This is a genomic window from Sphingomonas sp. VDB2, assembly GCF_047946695.1.
GTDB lineage: Bacteria > Pseudomonadota > Alphaproteobacteria > Sphingomonadales > Sphingomonadaceae > Sphingobium > Sphingobium bisphenolicum.
On record NZ_CP159615.1, the window covers coordinates 1,949,965 to 1,966,239 of the forward strand.

A 16,275-nucleotide genomic window follows, 5' to 3' on the forward strand; every position below is an offset into this window, starting at 1 on the left:
CAGCGACGCGTCCGACAGCAGCGGCAAGAAGGCGGCGCTCTCGCTCCAGTGGCAGATGCTGGCCGGCTTCCTGACCGGCCTGATCCTGGGCCTGGCCGTCTATATGACGGCCCCTGAGGCGCGCTGGGTCGATATCGTCACCACCTATGTCACCGGGCCGATCGGGCAGGTCTTCCTGCGGCTGCTGTTCATGCTCGTCATCCCGCTGCTCGTGTCGGCGCTGATCGTAGGCATCGCCGAAATGGGGGAGATGCGATCGTTGCGGCGGATCGGGGTCCGCACCCTCCTCTACACACTGGTCGTATCGGGCATCGCCGTCGTCATCAGCCTGCTGCTCGTCAACCTGCTGCGGCCGGGCGGCGGGGTCGACCCGGCGCAGGCGCAGGCGATGCTGGCCGATGCGGGTTCGGGCGCCAAGGCGATCCTGGCCCGCAGCGGCGACACGCCGAGCGGCATGCAGGCGCTGATCGCGATCATTCCCGACAATATCATCGGCGCGATGGCCGATAACGACATATTGGCGGTGATGGTCTTCGCCCTCTTCTTCGGCATTGGCCTCGTGCTCGTGCAGACCGAACAGTCGAAGATATTGCTGACCGCGATGGAGGGGCTGTTCGAGGTGACGATGCGGCTGATCGGCATCGTCATCCGCCTCGCCCCGATCGCCATCGCCTGCTTCATGTTCAACCTGGCCGCGCAGTTCGGCTGGGATCTGCTGATCCGCCTGTCGGCCTATGTCGGGGTCGTGCTGCTGGCATTGGCGGTTCAGATGTTCGTCATCTATCCGCTGCTGATCGCCTTTCTGGCAAAGCGGTCGCCGCTGCGTTTCTTCGCGGCGGTGCAGGAGGCAAGCGTCATGGCCTTCGCCACCGCATCGTCCAACGCGACCCTGCCCACCGCGATCCGGGTGGCGGAGGACAATCTGCGCCTGCCGCGCCGCATTTCGCGCTTCGTCCTCACCATCGGCGCCACCGCCAACCAGAATGGCACGGCGATGTTCGAAGGCATCACCGTGTTGTTCCTCGCCCAGTTTTTCGGCGTCGACCTCAGCCTGACGCAGCAGTTGATGGTGATGCTGGTGTGCATATTGGGTGGGGTCGGCACTGCAGGCGTACCCGCCGGATCGCTGCCGGTGGTGGCGATGATCCTGGGCATGGTCGGCGTCCCGCCCGAAGGGATCGGGCTGGTGCTGGGAGTCGATCGTTTCCTCGACATGTGTCGCACCGCGCTTAATGTGACCGGCGACCTGGTGGCCGCGACCGTGATTGCGGCAGGCGAAGAGGATGAACGGGGGAGGATCGCCACATGACCGGCTATCGTATCGGCGCAGCAATCGTCATGCTGGTCAGCCTGGCCGGGCTGGCGGTGCAGTTCGACGCCACGCTGGCGCAGACCGGATCGATCGGCGCGACGCTGTGGACCCTGATGCGCTTCTTCACCATCTGGGCCAATATCCTCGTCGTCCTGACGCTGGGCGCGATTGCACTGGGCCGCGCCGTATCGCCCCGGCTGGTGGGCGGGATGCTGCTGGCGATCCTGCTGGTCGGCATCGTCTATGGCCTGCTGCTGCGCGGGCTGTTGTCGCTGAGCGGCGGGGCGTTGCTGGCGGATACGCTGCTGCATAAGGTGACGCCGGTGCTGGTGCCGCTCTGGTGGATCGGCTTCGCGCCCAAGGGGCAGTTGGGCCGGCGCGATCCGTGGGTCTGGGCGATCTTTCCCGCGCTATACCTGCCCTACGCCCTGCTGCGCGGGATGATGGAAGGCAGCTATGCCTATCCCTTCATCAATGTGACGAAGCTGGGCATGGGCCAGGTCGCGCTCAACGCGCTGTTGATCGCGATTAGCTTTGTCGCGGCAGGTTATGCGCTGGTGTGGATCGACCGGCGGTTTAGCGCGCGGCCTTAGCCGCTTCCGCCCACCAGATGAGGGTGTTGGCGAACCCTGCAAAGCCGCGCTCCAGCGCCGCGCCGCCTTCGCCCTGCGGATGCGCGTTTTCATCCAGCGTCTGGCCGATCTGGCCGACGCTCAGGCGTTCGGGCACCACCGCCATACCCATGGCCGACAGCGTCACCGTCCAGTCGGCATGGCTGTTGACGCCGGCGAAGCGGCCCATCGAATAGCTGGCGATGGCGGCCGGGCGGCGGTCGAATTCCTTGAGATAATGATCGACCAGATTTTTGAGACCCGGCTGCATCCCGCGATTATATTCGCCCGCGACGACGATGAAGGCGTCGGCCGCGGTCAGGCGATCGGCCAGTTGCGCCATGGCCACTGGCGCTTCACCGGCGGGATAGTCGCTGTAGCGCAGGTCGAGCATGGGGAGATCGACCGCTTTTGCGTCGATCAGTTCGGCTTTGTGGCCCAGCGCTTCGATTTCCCGGACGATATAGTCGGCCAGGCGGATGCCCAACCTGCCGCGTCGATAGGAGCCGTAGAGAACGAGAATGTCGAGCGCCATGCGAAGCCTTCCCTGTTGGTGCGGGGCGGTCTTCGCATGGCTGTTCGAGAGCGTCCAGACGCGAAGCTCATGCTATTCGTTTCTCGACTTCGCTCGAAACGAACGGATGGTTTTCACCGCAGCTTGGCGATGTTCAGGCTGTCTTCCTTGGCGCGGGCCTTCACCGATTCCTCGGTGCGGGTCAGCGCCTTGGCGATGGCTTTAAGGCCCATGCCCTTCTTCGCAAGCGTGTGCAGCTTCTGAATCTCATCCTGGGTCCAGGCCTGCTTGTGGCGTTCGAAGCGTTGCTCGGCCATGTCCCTTAATCCGCGAAGGGATCGCGGACGAGGATCGTGTCGTCGCGTTCGGGGCTGGTGGAGACGAGCGTGACCGGGCAACCGATCAGTTCTTCGATCCGGCGGATATATTTGATTGCCTGTGCCGGAAGGTCCGCCCAGCTGCGCGCGCCGGCCGTCGTGTCGTGCCAGCCCTCGATCGTCTCGTAGATCGGCTGCGCCTTCGCTTGGTCCTGCGCATGGGCGGGGAGGTAATCGAACCTCTGGTCGCCGATCTGATAGCCGACGCAGATCTTCAGTTCATCGAAACCGTCCAGCACGTCCAGCTTGGTGAGCGCGATGCCGGTAACGCCCGACACGGCGACCGACTGGCGCACCAGCACCGCGTCGAACCAGCCGCAGCGGCGCTTGCGGCCGGTGACGGTGCCAAATTCATGGCCCCGCTCGCCGAGCCGCTGGCCGGTGGCGTCCTCCAGTTCGGTGGGGAACGGGCCGGAGCCGACGCGGGTGGTGTAAGCCTTGACGATGCCCAGCACGAAGCCGGCCGCATTGGGGCCAAGGCCGGTGCCGCTCGCCGCCGTGCCCGCCACCGTGTTGGACGAGGTGACGAACGGATAGGTGCCATGGTCGATGTCGAGCAAGGTGCCCTGCGCGCCTTCGAACAGGATGCGCTTGCCCGCCGCCTTGGCCTTGTTCAGCGTCAGCCAGACCGGCTTGACGAAGGGCAGGATGAAATCGGCGATTTCGGTGAGATCGGCCATCAACTGGGCGCGGTCGATCGGCGCTTCGTTGAAGCCGGCGCGCAGCGCGTCGTGATGGGCGGTCAGGCGATCGATCTGAAGGTCCAGATCGTCGAGATGGGCGAGGTCGCAGACGCGGATGGCGCGGCGGCCGACCTTGTCCTCATAGGCCGGGCCGATGCCGCGGCGGGTGGTGCCGATCTTGCCCGCGCCCGACGCGTCTTCGCGCAGGCCATCGAGGTCGCGGTGGAAGGGCAGGATCAGCGGGCAGGTTTCCGCGATCTGGAGATTGTCGGGCGTGATGGTGACGCCCTGCCCCTTGAGCTTGGCGACCTCGTCGCGGAAGTGCCAGGGATCCAGCACCACGCCGTTGCCGATGACCGACAGCGTGCCGCGCACGATGCCCGACGGCAGCAGCGAGAGCTTGTAGACCTTCTCGCCCACGACCAGCGTGTGACCGGCATTATGGCCGCCCTGGAAACGGGCGACGACATCGGCGCGCTCCGACAGCCAGTCGACGATCTTGCCCTTGCCTTCGTCGCCCCACTGAGCGCCGATCACGGTTACATTTGCCACAGATACAGTCCTCCGCCCGCCGCGCGGACCGGCCATGCCCTTCGACGGGACTCGGCATGCCGGTGGGATCAAGCGGGCGCATGTCACGCCCTGTTCGGGGCGCGCGTTAGCCGCGCTGCCCCGGCGAAGTCAAGTCAGTAGGCGCGCGGGCCTGTTCCGTCCAGCCAGTGCGAGCAGCGTTGCGCCGCGCCATCCTCGTCCCCGGACAAGGCGGCGACGGTATGCCAGCCTTGCGCGCGCAGGTCTGTCGCGCGCGTGGCGTCATGGCCGAGCGGCAGGAACAGCCGCTTAGGGCTTTCGCCGCCGAAGCCCGCGTCGATCAGCGGGTCGGGATAGAGGGAGAAGCCCATGGCCGGTTCGTCCGCCCCGTCGGCGCGGGCGATGGCGTAGCTGCCGCCGCGACCGATCTCGCCGATGAATCCTTCGGCGAAGATCGAGAAGCCGAACCAGTTCTGAAATTCGAAACCATGCCGTTCGGTGGGGTCGAGCGTCAGCGTGATGTCCCAGCCGATCGGCTTGGCGATCGCGCGCAGGCCGGCGATGCGGCTGTCGATCGCGCCGCCCAATTGTGCGCTGAACGCCTCCAGTCGCTCCATAGCGGCATGGAAAGGCCCGGTCGCTTCGATGAGCGGCAGATAGGCGGCGGCCGCGGGGCTGATCGCAGCCAACGCGCCGGCGTCCTTGGCATCCAGTTCGGCGCGAACCGCCTCGATCTCCTGCGGATCGAGCGGCAGCGGGCCGGCGGCCAATGCATCGATCAGGTCGGGCAAGGTGAAGTCGATGGTGATGCCGGTGACGCCCGCGGCGGTCAGCGCCTCGATCGCGATATTGACGATCTCCACCGCGGCGGCGGCGCTGTCGCTGCCGATCAGTTCGGCGCCAAGCTGCATCTTTTCGCGCTCAGGGCGGAGCTGGCTGGCCTTCTGGCGGATCACCGGCCCGGCATAGGAGAGGCGCAACGGGCGCGGCGCGGCGCGCAGCCGGGTGGCGGCGATGCGGCCGACCTGCGCGGTCATGTCCGGGCGGAACGCCAGGCTACGCTGCGACACCGGATCGACGGCGCGGACCAGATCCTGCGCGCGCATGGACTTGAGACGCTGGGTCAGCGTGTCCTCGAACTCGGCGAGCGGCGGCATGACGCGCTCATAGCCATGGGTCGCGACCGTATCGAGCACGCGGCGCGCCAGCCGCGCGGAGGCTTCGGCCTGCGGCGGCAGGCGATCGGATAATCCTTCAGGGAGGAGGCCGGGCGGGATCATGGCAGGCACCTTATGGCTCCCTCCCCCCTTGGGGAGAGGGTTGGGGAGAGGGTTGGGGAGAGGGGGTTTCGCGCAACGCCCGCGCAATCATCCACAGCACGCCCTCGATATTCCCCATCACATCGGGATTGGCAAAACGGATCACGCGATACCCCAGCGATTCCAGAAACTCTGTTCGCCGCGCGTCATAGCGATCTTGGGCAGAATGTGTATCCCCATCTATTTCTATGATGAGGCGCGCGGCTTTGGACGCGAAATCGACGATGTAGGGCGCGATGATGGTCTGGCGCGTGAATTGCTGGTTTTCGAAGCGGTTGGCGCGCATCCATCGTGCGCGTTCCTTGAGCGTTGGATCAGCTCGCACCGTCGCTCCCCCTCTCCCAAACCCTCCCCCCGAGGGGGAGGGCTTTTAGAATTTACGCGAAGCGCAGCAGCTTCACCTGCTTCACGCCGGTCAGGTTGCAGATTTCCCAGCGCAGCGGTTCGGTGACGGTGCCGTCGACCGACAGCAGCAGCACGGCTTCGCCGCCCTGGTTGCGACGGCCAAGGTGGAAAGTGCCGATATTGACGTCCGATTCGCCCAGCTTGCTGCCCAGTCGACCGATGAAGCCCGGCGCGTCCTGATTGACGATGTAGAGCATGGTGCCGTCGAGATCGGCCTCCACCTTGATGCCGAACAGTTCGACCAGGCGCGGCTGGGCGTGGCCGAACAGCGTGCCCGCGACCGAGCGCTCGCCATTTTCGGTGGTCACGGTGACGCGCACCAGCGTCTGGTAATCGCCTTCGCGGTCGTGGCGGACCTCACGGACGTCCAGGCCGCGCTCCTTCGCCAGGAAGGGCGCGTTGACCATGTTCACCGTGTCCGAATAGACGCGCATCAGGCCTGCCAGCACGGCGGCGGTGATCGGCTTCTGGTTCAGTTCGGCCGCATGGCCTTCCACCTCCACTGCGACGCCGGTGATCTGGTCGCCTTCCAACTGGCCCACGAGGCTGCCCAGCTTTTCGGCGATCGCCATATAGGGCTTGAGCTTGGGCGCTTCCTCGGCCGACAGCGACGGCACGTTGAGGGCATTGGTGATGCCGCCGTCGAGCAGATAGTCGGAGAGCTGATCGGCGACCTGGAGCGCGACATTGACCTGCGCTTCGTCGGTCGACGCGCCCAGATGCGGGGTGCAGATGAAGTTGGGCGTGCCGAACAAAGGCGATTCCTTCGCCGGTTCCTGCACGAACACGTCGAGCGCGGCGCCCGCGACATGGCCCGAATCCATCGCCTCCTTGAGCGCGGCTTCGTCGATCAGCCCGCCGCGCGCGCAGTTGATGATGCGCACGCCCTTCTTGGTCTTGGCGAGATTGTCCTTGCTCAGGATGTTGCGGGTCTGGTCGGTCAGCGGCGTGTGCAGCGTGATGAAGTCGGCCTTGGCCAGCAGCGTGTCGAGATCGGCCTTTTCCACGCCCATTTCGATGGCGCGTTCGGGCGTCAGGAACGGATCGAAGGCGACGACCTTCATCTTGAGGCCCAGCGCGCGGCTGGCGACGATCGACCCGATATTGCCCGCGCCGATCAGGCCCAGCGTCTTGCCGGTGACTTCCACGCCCATGAAGCCGTTCTTGGGCCACAGGCCCTGCTGCGTCTGGGCATTGGCCTCTGGCAACTGGCGGGCCAGTGCGAACATCAGCGCGATGGCATGTTCGGCGGTGGTGATGGAGTTGCCGAACGGCGTGTTCATGACGATCACGCCCTTGGCCGAGGCATAGGGGATGTCGACATTGTCGACGCCGATGCCGGCACGGCCGATGACCTTGAGGTTGGTGGCGGCGTCGAGGATCGCCTTCGTCACCTTGGTCGAGCTGCGGATGGCGAGTCCGTCATAGTCGCCGATGATCGCGATCAGCTCTTCCGGCGTCTTGCCGGTGATCTCGTCGACTTCCACGCCGCGCTCACGGAAGATCGCGGCTGCGCGGGGGTCCATCTTGTCGGAAATAAGGACTTTGGGCATGTGTGTTTCCTTTGGAAATATATCAGTCATCCCCGCGAAGGCGGGGATCCATCTCCCGACATTGCCTATGTCGATAGGACCGGAGATAGATTCCCGCCTTCGCGGGAATGACGGTAAAAATAGAAGTTAAGCGGCAGCCTTGGTCTGGGCGTAGGCCCAGTCGAGCCATGGGCCGAGCGCCTCGATATCCGCCGTTTCGACGGTCGCGCCGCACCAGATGCGCAGGCCGGCCGGGGCATCGCGATAACCGGCGATGTCATAGGCGGTGCCTTCCTTTTCGAGGAGGGCGGCGAAAGCCTTGATGAAGGCTTCGTCGGCGCCTTCGACGGTCAGGCAGACGCTGGTCTTCGACCGCGACGCTTCGTCGACGGCGAGATGGCCGAGCCAGTCGCGCTCCGCGACGATCTTGCTGAGCGCCGCCGCATTGGCGTCGCTGCGCGCGATCAGGCCGGCCGAACCGCCCAGCGACTTGCCCCATTCCAGCGCGAAAATCGCGTCTTCGACCGCCAGCATGGACGGCGTGTTGATGGTTTCGCCCTTGAACACGCCTTCGGCCAGCTTGCCCTTCGCCATCAGGCGGAACACCTTGGGCAGCGGCCAGGCGGGAGCGTGGGTTTCCAGACGCTCGACAGCGCGGGGGCCGAGAATCAGCACGCCATGGCCGCCCTCGCCGCCCAGCACCTTCTGCCAGGAGAAGGTGGCGACGTCGATCTTCGCCCAGTCGATGTCATAGGCGAACACCGCGCTGGTCGCGTCGGCGAAGGTCAGGCCCTCGCGGTCGGCCGGAATCCAGTCGGCATTCGGCACGCGCACGCCCGAGGTGGTGCCGTTCCAGGTGAACAGCACGTCGTTGCTGAAATCGACCTGCGTCAGGTCAGGCAACTGGCCATAGTCGGCGCGGATGACGGTGGGGTCGAGCTTGAGCTGCTTGGCGGCATCCGTCACCCAGCCCTCGCCGAAGCTTTCCCAGGCCAGCGTGGTGACGGGGCGGGCGCCCAGCATCGTCCACATCGCCATTTCGAAAGCGCCGGTGTCGCTGCCCGGCACGATGCCGATGCGGTGCGTGTCGGGCAGGTTCAGCAGCTCGCGCATCAGGTCGATGCTGTAGGCAAGGCGGGTCTTGCCGATCTTGGCGCGATGCGAACGGCCGAGCGACTCGGTCGCCAGCTTGGCGGCATCCCAGCCCGGAGGCTTGGCGCAGGGACCGGAAGAGAAAAAGGGGCGAGCCGGACGGGTTGCGGGCTTTGCGGCAGGCGCAAGGGTGGCGTCAACGGCAGTCAGATCAGTCATGTAGCGTCTCCTTACAGAGAGCAGCGCGGCGTTGGGACCGCGTGGCCCGTCGGCGGCACTAGAGATTTCGGCTGGAGTGTCAAGCCGCATAGGAAAATCGGACGAAGCGAATGCGGCGTTAACCTTCGTAAAGATTCTGCCTGTTAGCATCCCGACTCATGAGCGAGTGGGCGAAAAGGATAGGGACGGCGCACGGCGTCGCGCTGGCCGCGCTGTTGGCGCTGGGATTGAGCGGATGTAGCGGCGACCTGGTGCCGCGCGGTCGGGTGGCGCGCACGCCGACGCCCCCGTCCCAGCCGGTGCGTGCGCCCGCACAACCGGCGCTGGAAACGCGCCAATGTTTCGCGAAACTGCAATCGCAGGCGGTCGCTTTCACTCCCCTGCCCGACCGGAATTTCGGGGGCGGATGCAGCGCGGTGAACAGCGTGAAGCTGATCGACATCGGCGTGCCCGCCACCAATCTGGGCGCGATGACGTGCAATCTGGCCGCCAATTTCGCCGCCTGGGCGCGCTATGGCGTGCAACCCGCCGCGCGCGTGATCTTCGGCGCAGAGATCGAGAAGATCGAGACGTTCGGCACCTATAATTGCCGGCCGATCGCGGGCAGCGGCAAATTGTCCGAACATGCGCACAGCAATGCGATCGACGTATCCGCCTTCGTCCTGTCCGACGGGCGGCGCATCAGCATCCAGAAGGATTGGGACGGCGACAGACAGACCCGCCAGTTCCTGCAACTGGTCCACGCCAGCGCCTGCAAGCGGTTCAACACCGTCCTAAGCCCCGACTACAACGCCGCCCATCATGACCATTTCCATTTTGACATGGGCGGCCGCGGCGGCTTTTGCCGCTAACGGATTATGGGGTCGAGCATTCCGTCCGAACCAAGCAGACTTGGATTTGTCATTGCAGCACACTAAGTTGGTGCAAATGACGAAAAAAGAAATCGAAGAACGCAAATTCCGTCCGGCCCGCGAAGAGGCCCATGACGCCAGGAAGCAGCTCGACACGCCCCAGACCCAGAGCGCGGCCTACAAGCTGGCCTTCCAGGATACCGAATTCCTGCTGCGCGAAGATCTGCGCCCGGTGCGCTTCCAGCTCGAGCTACTGAAACCCCAATTGCTGATGGACGAGGCGAAAATCGAATCGACCTTCGTCTTCTACGGTTCGGCGCGCATCCCCGAACCGGATCAGGTCCAGGCGCGGATCGACGCCGCGACGACGCCGGAGCAAAAGCGGGTCGCGGAGAATCTGGGCGCCAAGGCGCGCTATTATGAAGAAGCGCGCCGTCTGGCCCGGATCGCCGCGCAATATCCGGTGAACGCGGCGGGATGCCGCCATTTCGTCGTCTGCTCGGGCGGCGGCCCCTCGATCATGGAAGCCGCCAATCGTGGTGCGCAGGATGCCGGCCAGACCACGATCGGCATGAACATCGTCCTGCCGCACGAACAGGCCCCCAACCGCTTCGTGACCCCGGAGCTGAGCTTCCAGTTCCACTATTTCGCGCTGCGCAAGATGCATTTCCTGCTGCGCGCCCGCGCCCTGGCGGTCTTCCCCGGCGGCTTCGGCACGTTCGACGAGATGTTCGAGCTGCTGACCCTGATCCAGACCGGCAAGATGAAACCGATCCCGATCCTGCTGTTCGGCAAGGATTTCTGGAACCGTGTCGTCGATTTCGAGGCACTGGCGGATGAGGGCGTGATTTCGCACAGCGACCTCAATCTGCTGACCTGGGTGGAGACGGCGGAGGACGCCTGGGATGCGGTGCAGGCTTTCTATCAGGACAGCGAAGCGCTGGGATGTTGAGAAGATAGGATATAGGCTCGTCATTCCCGCGAAGGCGGGAATCCATCTCCAGACCTTGCGGCGGGATTACAGGGTGGGAGATGAATCCCCGCCTGCGCGGCGATGATTAGGGCGTATGGGGAGAAGGGTTAGAGGCCTTGCCCTTCCCCCCGCACCGGACTAGGGCGCGGCCATGCGCGCGGATATGGCCCATATCGATAGCTGGATCTTCGATCTGGACAATACGCTCTACCCGGCGAAGGCGGACCTGTTCGCGCTGATCGACGTGAAGATGGGCGAATTTATCCAGGGGCTGCTCGGTTGCGACCCGGCGATCGCACGGGAAACGCAGAAGCGTTATTTCATGGAGCATGGCACCACGCTGGCGGGCCTGATGCATCATCATGGCATCGAACCGCACGCCTATCTCGACTATGTCCACGACATATCGATGGACCGGCTGGAGGTAGACACGGCGCTCAACGCCCATATCGCCGCCCTGCCCGGCCGCCGCCTGATCTTCACCAATGGCGACGCCGCCTATGCGCGGCGGGTGCTGGACCGGCTGGGCCTGGGCGACGCGTTCGAACTGATTCACGACGTCCATGCTTGCCAATATGTGCCCAAGCCCGATCCGTCGGGCTATGCCACGCTGTGCCGCGTCCATGGCGTCGATCCGACCCGCGCCGCCTTTTTCGAGGATATGGCCCGCAACCTCAAGCCCGCCAAGGCGATCGGCATGACCACCATCTGGGTCAATAATGGCTCGGAAGCGGGCAATCACGACCATCATCCCGATTTCATCGATTATGAAACCGACCATCTGACGCCATTTCTGGCCGCCATCATTGGGGAGCATCCATGAGCCAAGACCTGCAAGCCACTATCGACGCCGCGTGGGACGACCGCGCCAATGTCAGCCTGACCACGCAGGGCGCGGTGCGCGATGCGGTCAATGAAGCGCTCGCCCTGCTCGACAGCGGCAAGGGCCGCGTCGCCGAGCCGACCGCCGATGGCTGGCAGGTCAACCAGTGGCTCAAGAAAGCGGTGCTGCTGTCCTTCCGCCTCAACGATAATGCGCTGATCGACAACGGCCCGGGCAGCGGTTTCTGGTGGGACAAGGTACCCAGCAAGTTCGCGGGCTGGGGCGAGGCGGAGTTCCGCGCCGCCGGTTTCCGCGCGGTCCCCGGCGCCTTCGCCCGCGCCGGCGCGCATATCGCGAAGAACGCGATCCTGATGCCCAGCTTCGTCAATATCGGCGCCTTCGTCGATGAAGGCACGATGGTCGACGCCTGGGTCACTGTGGGAAGCTGCGCGCAGATCGGCAAGAATGTCCATCTGTCGGGCGGCGTCGGCATCGGCGGCGTGCTGGAGCCGCTCCAGGCCGATCCGGTCATCATCGAGGATGACTGTTTCATCGGCGCGCGATCCGAAGTGGTCGAAGGCGTGCGTATCGGCAAGGGGTCGGTCCTGTCGATGGGCGTGTTCATCGGCCAGTCGACCAAGATCATCGACCGCGCCACCGGGGAGGTCTTCATGGGCGAAGTGCCGCCCTATTCGGTGATCGTCCCCGGCTCGCTCCCCGGCAAGCCGTTGCCCGACGGCACGCCCGGCCCCAGCCTCTATTGCGCCGTGATCGTCAAGCGCGTGGATGCCCAGACCCGGTCCAAGACCGGCATCAACGAGCTGCTGCGCGACTAAACCCTATCGGCCGGCCGGCGTTCATGACGCTGCCCGGCCGTTACGTCGCGCGAATGTTGCAAGCCGTCCACGCCCTGACGCATGCTGAAATTCCTCCGCGATAAAAGTCCGCCATCCCTCCATTCGGGTCTGATCGAATGGAGTTTATCATGGGACGCGACTGGTTCGACCGGAGCGATGCTGCGGCGTTGGCCCCGCCACAACGGCTGTGCTTCTTCTTCAACGCGCAAATCCACCAGCTATTCCACGCCCTGCCGGTCGCGATCGCACTGTCGCGCGACCCCGCCTTCGCCGTGGATGTCATGGCCGCGACCGACGACCATCTGGCGCTGGCGCGCGACATCGCCGCCACCCGCGGGGCCGGGGCGATCAGCTTCCTGCGGTGCGGCGGGCGCTGGCTGGACGCGCTGGCCGGGCTGACCGGCGGAACGATCCCGCCCAAACTGGCCGTCCTGCTCGCCGCGCGGGGCAAGCTTGTCGATTATGACGCGATCGTCGTGCCCGAACGCACATCGCTGCTGCTCAAGCGGCTGGGCCTGTCGGACACCCGCTTCATCCATACCTGTCACGGGGCGGGCGACCGGGCGGTCGGCTATGACCGGCGCATCGCCCGGTTCGACTTCGTCCTGCTGGCGGGCGAAAAGCAGCGGCGGCGGATGCTGGACGAAGGGCTGATCCGCGAAGGCCATTACGCCATCACCGGCTACAGCAAATTCGACCTGACCGGTCCCAAAAGCGACCGCCAGCGCCTGTTCGCACAGGACCGGCCGGTCATTCTCTACAATCCGCATTTCTCGCCCCGCCTCTCCTCCTGGCCGGCCATGGGGCAGGATGTCATCCGCCAGTTCGCGCAGGACGACCGGTTCAACCTGATCGTCGCGCCGCACATCCGCCTGTTCGACAATCGGCGACGCCGCGCCGCGATGGAGCGCCGCCTCGCCGACCTCGCGCGCCTGCCCCATGTCCATATCGACCTGGGCAGCCGGGCCAGCATCGACATGCGCTATGTCCATATGGCCTCGCTCTATCTGGGCGACGTCTCCAGCCAGATCTACGAATATCTCGCCCGCCCCCGCCCCTGCCTGTTCCTGAACGGCCATCGCGCCGACTGGCAGGAGGACCGCAGCTATGGCCATTGGCGCTATGGCCCGGTGCTGGAGTCGGCGCAGGGCATCGCCGATGCGGCGGCCGACGCCATCGCCAGCCATACAGCCTATGTGGAGGCGCAGCAGCAGGGCGTCGCCCGCACATTCGACGCTCTTGGCGACACCGCCAGCGTCCGGGCGGCGCGCGCGCTCACCCATTATCTCGCGCGCAGCCAGTCGGCGGCGCGCCCCGCCCTAGATGGCCTCCCACGGCTGGAGCGGGTCGCCCATGTCTGAAGCGCCCCCATCGCTCTGGCTCGTCGCCCGCGTCTATGCCCCCGATGAGGGCGGTGTGCAGACCTATGCGCGCGAAGTCGCCCGCGCCTATGCCGCGCAGGGTCGCCGCGTCACCGTCTTCGCCAAATCCTCCGCCGGCCCGCGCCGGGTGCGACAGGATGGCGTCGATCTGATCGACGTCGGCGCGGCGGCCATGCTGGTGGTCTATGCGCGACTGTTCCGGGCGATGCTGGGCGCCTGGCTGGGCGGCGATCGCCCGGCGCTGATCCATGCCTGCACCTGGCGCGCGGCGCTGCCCGCCCTGCTCTTCCCGCGTCCGCTGGTCATCACCGTCCATGGCCGGGAGGTCGGGCGGCCACGCGGAATCGCGCTGCTGCTGTTGCGACTGGCGCTGCGCCGTGCGCGGCGGATCGTCGCGGTCAGCGACGTGACGCGTGCGCTGCTGCTCGATCGCCTGCCGCATCTGACAGACCGCACCTTCACCGCCTGGAACGGCGTGATCATGCCGGCCGAGCGCGCGCCTACCGCCTTCGCGCGGGGCGCGGGCGGCGCGCAACTGCTCACCGTCTGCCGGCTCGTCGCGCGCAAGAATATCGCCGCCGCCGTGCGGGCCGTCGCCGGCTGCGTCCAGGGCGGCGCGCATCTGCGCCATGTCATCGTCGGCCGCGGCATCGATTCGGTACGGGTGCGCGAGACGATCCGCCATTGCGACCTCGACGGCGTGGTCACCATGGCCGGCTATGTGTCGACCGCCGACCTGGCCGACGCCTATGCCGCCGCCGACATCTTCCTCCACCCGCAGATTACGATGGAGGACGGCGCGGAGATCGAGGGCTTCGGCCTGTCTGTGGCCGACGCCATGGCGCAGGGGCTGGTGTGCATCGTCGGGCGCGATGGCGGCCCGGCCGAATTCGTCCGCGACGGCGTGACCGGCTTCATCGTCGATGGCCAGTCGATCGACGCGATCCGCACCGCGCTCGACCTGCTGGTCGCCGACCCGGCCCTGTGCCGCCGCATTGGCGACAGGGCGCGCGCCTGGGCGGCGGACAGCCTGTCCTGGGACCGGCATTGCCGCCTTTGCCTGGGCGAAGGCGATGCGGATGCGGCCATGTCTGCAACCCTGGCGCAGGCAGCCTGATGGCTGCGATCGTCCATATCGGCTATCACAAGACCGGCACGACCTGGTTCCAGGACAGCTTCTACCCCACCGTCCGCAACCGCCGCTATATTCCGCGCGCGACCGTGCGCGCCGCCTTCCTCGACGCCGGGGCGCTGCATTTCGATCCGGCGGCGGCGCGGCGACGGCTGGGCGACGCGCCTGACGATATGATCTTGTGCGAGGAAAATCTGACCGGCGGGCTGAATAATGGCGGCCTGGCCGGCAACCTCAGCAAGGATGTCGCCGATCGCATCCGCCGTACCCTGCCCGACGCGCAGATCGTCATCTTCGTGCGCGATCCGCTGTCGGCGATCGTGTCGGCCTGGCTGCAATATGTGAAGGGCGGCGGCACCTTCGGCCTGCGTCGCTATCTGTTCGGCCGCGATTCGCTCAGCCCGGTGGCGCCTGAACGCGACGAGGCGCCGGGCTTCCGCCTCGACCATTTCGACACGATCCGCCTGATCGCCCATTATGACGCCCTGTTCGGGCCGGACCAGGTCCATGTCTTTCGTTATGAGGATTTCCGCGCCGACCTGCGCGGCTTCGCCGCCGCTTATGCCGCGCGCTTCGGGCTGGACGTCGACCTCGCTTATATCGACTGGAGCGCGCGCAATCCTTCGCTCAGCCGCCCGCTGCTCTGGCTGGCGCGGGCGATGAACCTCTTCACCCGCCGCGCCGTCGCCGACAAGAGCTGGCTGATCGATATCCCCGGCTGGTACGGCGTCAGCCGTCGCCTGCTGCGCCGCGCCAACGCGTCCGGCCGGTTCGGCCGCCCGCTGGCGACGCGCGACCTGCTCGACGACGCGCTGGCCAGCCAGCTACGCGCCCATTACGCTGCGGGCGAACGCCTGCTGACGGCGCGGCTGCAATGGCAGGCGCGCATGGACAAGCGAGACGGGACGGTTTTGCGCTGGCGGCAGCGTCCTTGCGGGCATGACGATCTCGCACAGTCGCCTTCTCATCGTCGATAACGACAGCGCCCAGTTCGCCCAGCTGGCTGACAATTTCGCCCGCTACGGCCTGATCGTAGAGTGCGCCGAATCGCCATTGCAGATGCGCACGGCGCTGGCGCAGCATGATTATGCGCTGGTGGTGCTCGACCCCGCCATCGCCCCGGAACAGGGGGCGGCGCTGCTGCGCGAACTGGCGATCGAGCGCCGCCTGCCGGTCATCGTCCATAGCGCCGCCTGCGGCGAAGCGGACCGGATCGCCGCGCTGGAGCTGGGCGCGGAGGATTGCCTGTGCAAGCCCGCCAACCCGCGCGAACTACTGGCCCGCATCCGCGCCGCGCTACGCGGCCGGATGGCGCCGGGCGCGCGCGCGGACGCCCCCGCCGCGCGCGGCTTCGCCTCGTTCGAAGGCTGGCGCGTGGACATGACCACCGGCCAGCTATTCGATCCGAAAGGAGCGGCCGTGTCCCTTTCCGACGGCGAATTTCAGCTGCTGCGCGTCTTCGTCGAACATCCGCGCCAGGTCCTGGACCGCAGCCGCCTGCTCGACCGTGTCCATGGCGCGACCGCCGACCATTATGACCGGTCGATCGACGTCCAGCTCTGCCGCCTGCGTCGCAAGCTGTCCGCCTGCGGCCTCAAAGGCCCGGTCATCCGCACCATTCGCAACGAAGGCTATATGTTCGTCCATTCGGTCACGAACTAG

The 16,275-nt window shown here is 66.1% G+C and carries 17 protein-coding genes; 10 read left to right on the top strand and 7 right to left on the bottom strand.

The features are described 5' to 3' along the window. Positions 1-55: 55 nt before the first annotated feature. Together ABT375_RS09645 and ABT375_RS09650 are read left to right on the top strand one after the other, a co-directional pair. Positions 56-1,309 carry a dicarboxylate/amino acid:cation symporter gene (locus tag ABT375_RS09645; protein ID WP_416464873.1) on the top strand — a complete coding sequence of 418 codons (1,254 nt, stop codon included), beginning with the start codon at positions 56-58 and terminating at the stop codon, positions 1,307-1,309. Continuing rightward, positions 1,306-1,905 carry a Pr6Pr family membrane protein gene (locus ABT375_RS09650; protein WP_416462285.1) on the top strand — a complete coding sequence of 200 codons (600 nt, stop codon included), beginning with the start codon at positions 1,306-1,308 and terminating at the stop codon, positions 1,903-1,905. The genes ABT375_RS09645 and ABT375_RS09650 overlap by 4 nt, the downstream gene beginning before the upstream one ends. Here the strand turns inward: ABT375_RS09650 and ABT375_RS09655 are convergent. The 7 genes from ABT375_RS09655 to ABT375_RS09685 all read right to left on the bottom strand — a co-directional run bounded on the left by ABT375_RS09655 (position 1,889) and on the right by ABT375_RS09685 (position 8,595). Continuing rightward, positions 1,889-2,458 carry an NADPH-dependent FMN reductase gene (locus ABT375_RS09655; RefSeq protein ID WP_416462286.1) on the bottom strand — a complete coding sequence of 190 codons (570 nt, stop codon included), beginning with the start codon at positions 2,456-2,458 and terminating at the stop codon, positions 1,889-1,891. The genes ABT375_RS09650 and ABT375_RS09655 overlap by 17 nt on opposite strands. Positions 2,459-2,571: 113 nt before the next feature. After that, complete coding sequence (locus ABT375_RS09660; RefSeq protein WP_088185239.1) at positions 2,572-2,754, bottom strand: hypothetical protein; 183 nt, start codon at positions 2,752-2,754, stop codon at positions 2,572-2,574. A 5-nt stretch (positions 2,755-2,759) separates the two neighbouring features. After that, positions 2,760-4,049: an adenylosuccinate synthase gene (locus tag ABT375_RS09665; protein WP_224550467.1), complete on the bottom strand. Its 1,290-nt coding sequence runs from the start codon at positions 4,047-4,049 to the stop codon at positions 2,760-2,762. Positions 4,050-4,183: 134 nt separating this feature from the next. After that, on the bottom strand, positions 4,184-5,308 hold the full coding sequence (locus ABT375_RS09670; RefSeq protein WP_416464874.1) for an ATP phosphoribosyltransferase regulatory subunit: 1,125 nt from the start codon (positions 5,306-5,308) through the stop codon (positions 4,184-4,186). A 10-nt stretch (positions 5,309-5,318) separates the two neighbouring features. Continuing rightward, the gene (locus ABT375_RS09675) at positions 5,319-5,672 is read right to left on the bottom strand and encodes an endonuclease domain-containing protein (RefSeq protein WP_416462287.1); all 354 of its coding nucleotides are present in this window, start codon (positions 5,670-5,672) and stop codon (positions 5,319-5,321) included. A 52-nt stretch (positions 5,673-5,724) separates the two neighbouring features. After that, a complete protein-coding gene (gene serA / locus ABT375_RS09680) occupies positions 5,725-7,305 on the bottom strand; it encodes a phosphoglycerate dehydrogenase (RefSeq protein WP_224550465.1) in 1,581 nt (526 codons plus the stop codon). 126 nt (positions 7,306-7,431) lie between these two features. Further along, positions 7,432-8,595: a phosphoserine transaminase gene (locus tag ABT375_RS09685; RefSeq protein ID WP_416462288.1), complete on the bottom strand. Its 1,164-nt coding sequence runs from the start codon at positions 8,593-8,595 to the stop codon at positions 7,432-7,434. Between the two features lie 158 nt (positions 8,596-8,753). Between ABT375_RS09685 and ABT375_RS09690 the strand changes: the two genes are divergently transcribed. The 8 genes from ABT375_RS09690 (at position 8,754) to ABT375_RS09725 (ending at position 16,275) form a co-directional block, all read left to right on the top strand. Continuing rightward, on the top strand, positions 8,754-9,446 hold the full coding sequence (locus ABT375_RS09690) for an extensin family protein (protein WP_261936204.1): 693 nt from the start codon (positions 8,754-8,756) through the stop codon (positions 9,444-9,446). Between the two features lie 76 nt (positions 9,447-9,522). Next, on the top strand, positions 9,523-10,398 hold the full coding sequence (locus ABT375_RS09695; protein ID WP_261936203.1) for a TIGR00730 family Rossman fold protein: 876 nt from the start codon (positions 9,523-9,525) through the stop codon (positions 10,396-10,398). Between the two features lie 172 nt (positions 10,399-10,570). Further along, positions 10,571-11,242: a pyrimidine 5'-nucleotidase gene (locus ABT375_RS09700; RefSeq protein WP_416462289.1), complete on the top strand. Its 672-nt coding sequence runs from the start codon at positions 10,571-10,573 to the stop codon at positions 11,240-11,242. Then, positions 11,239-12,078 carry a 2,3,4,5-tetrahydropyridine-2,6-dicarboxylate N-succinyltransferase gene (dapD, locus tag ABT375_RS09705; protein ID WP_261936201.1) on the top strand — a complete coding sequence of 280 codons (840 nt, stop codon included), beginning with the start codon at positions 11,239-11,241 and terminating at the stop codon, positions 12,076-12,078. The genes ABT375_RS09700 and dapD overlap by 4 nt, the downstream gene beginning before the upstream one ends. Positions 12,079-12,227: 149 nt before the next feature. Then, the gene (locus ABT375_RS09710; RefSeq protein ID WP_416462290.1) at positions 12,228-13,460 is read left to right on the top strand and encodes a glycosyl transferase; all 1,233 of its coding nucleotides are present in this window, start codon (positions 12,228-12,230) and stop codon (positions 13,458-13,460) included. Continuing rightward, positions 13,453-14,598: a glycosyltransferase family 4 protein gene (locus ABT375_RS09715; RefSeq protein ID WP_416462291.1), complete on the top strand. Its 1,146-nt coding sequence runs from the start codon at positions 13,453-13,455 to the stop codon at positions 14,596-14,598. Before ABT375_RS09710 ends, ABT375_RS09715 begins: the two co-directional genes overlap by 8 nt. Continuing rightward, positions 14,598-15,590: a sulfotransferase gene (locus ABT375_RS09720; RefSeq protein ID WP_416462292.1), complete on the top strand. Its 993-nt coding sequence runs from the start codon at positions 14,598-14,600 to the stop codon at positions 15,588-15,590. The genes ABT375_RS09715 and ABT375_RS09720 overlap by 1 nt, the downstream gene beginning before the upstream one ends. Further along, entirely contained in the window at positions 15,553-16,275 is a 723-nt protein-coding gene (locus ABT375_RS09725) for a winged helix-turn-helix domain-containing protein (protein ID WP_261936197.1), read from the top strand. Before ABT375_RS09720 ends, ABT375_RS09725 begins: the two co-directional genes overlap by 38 nt.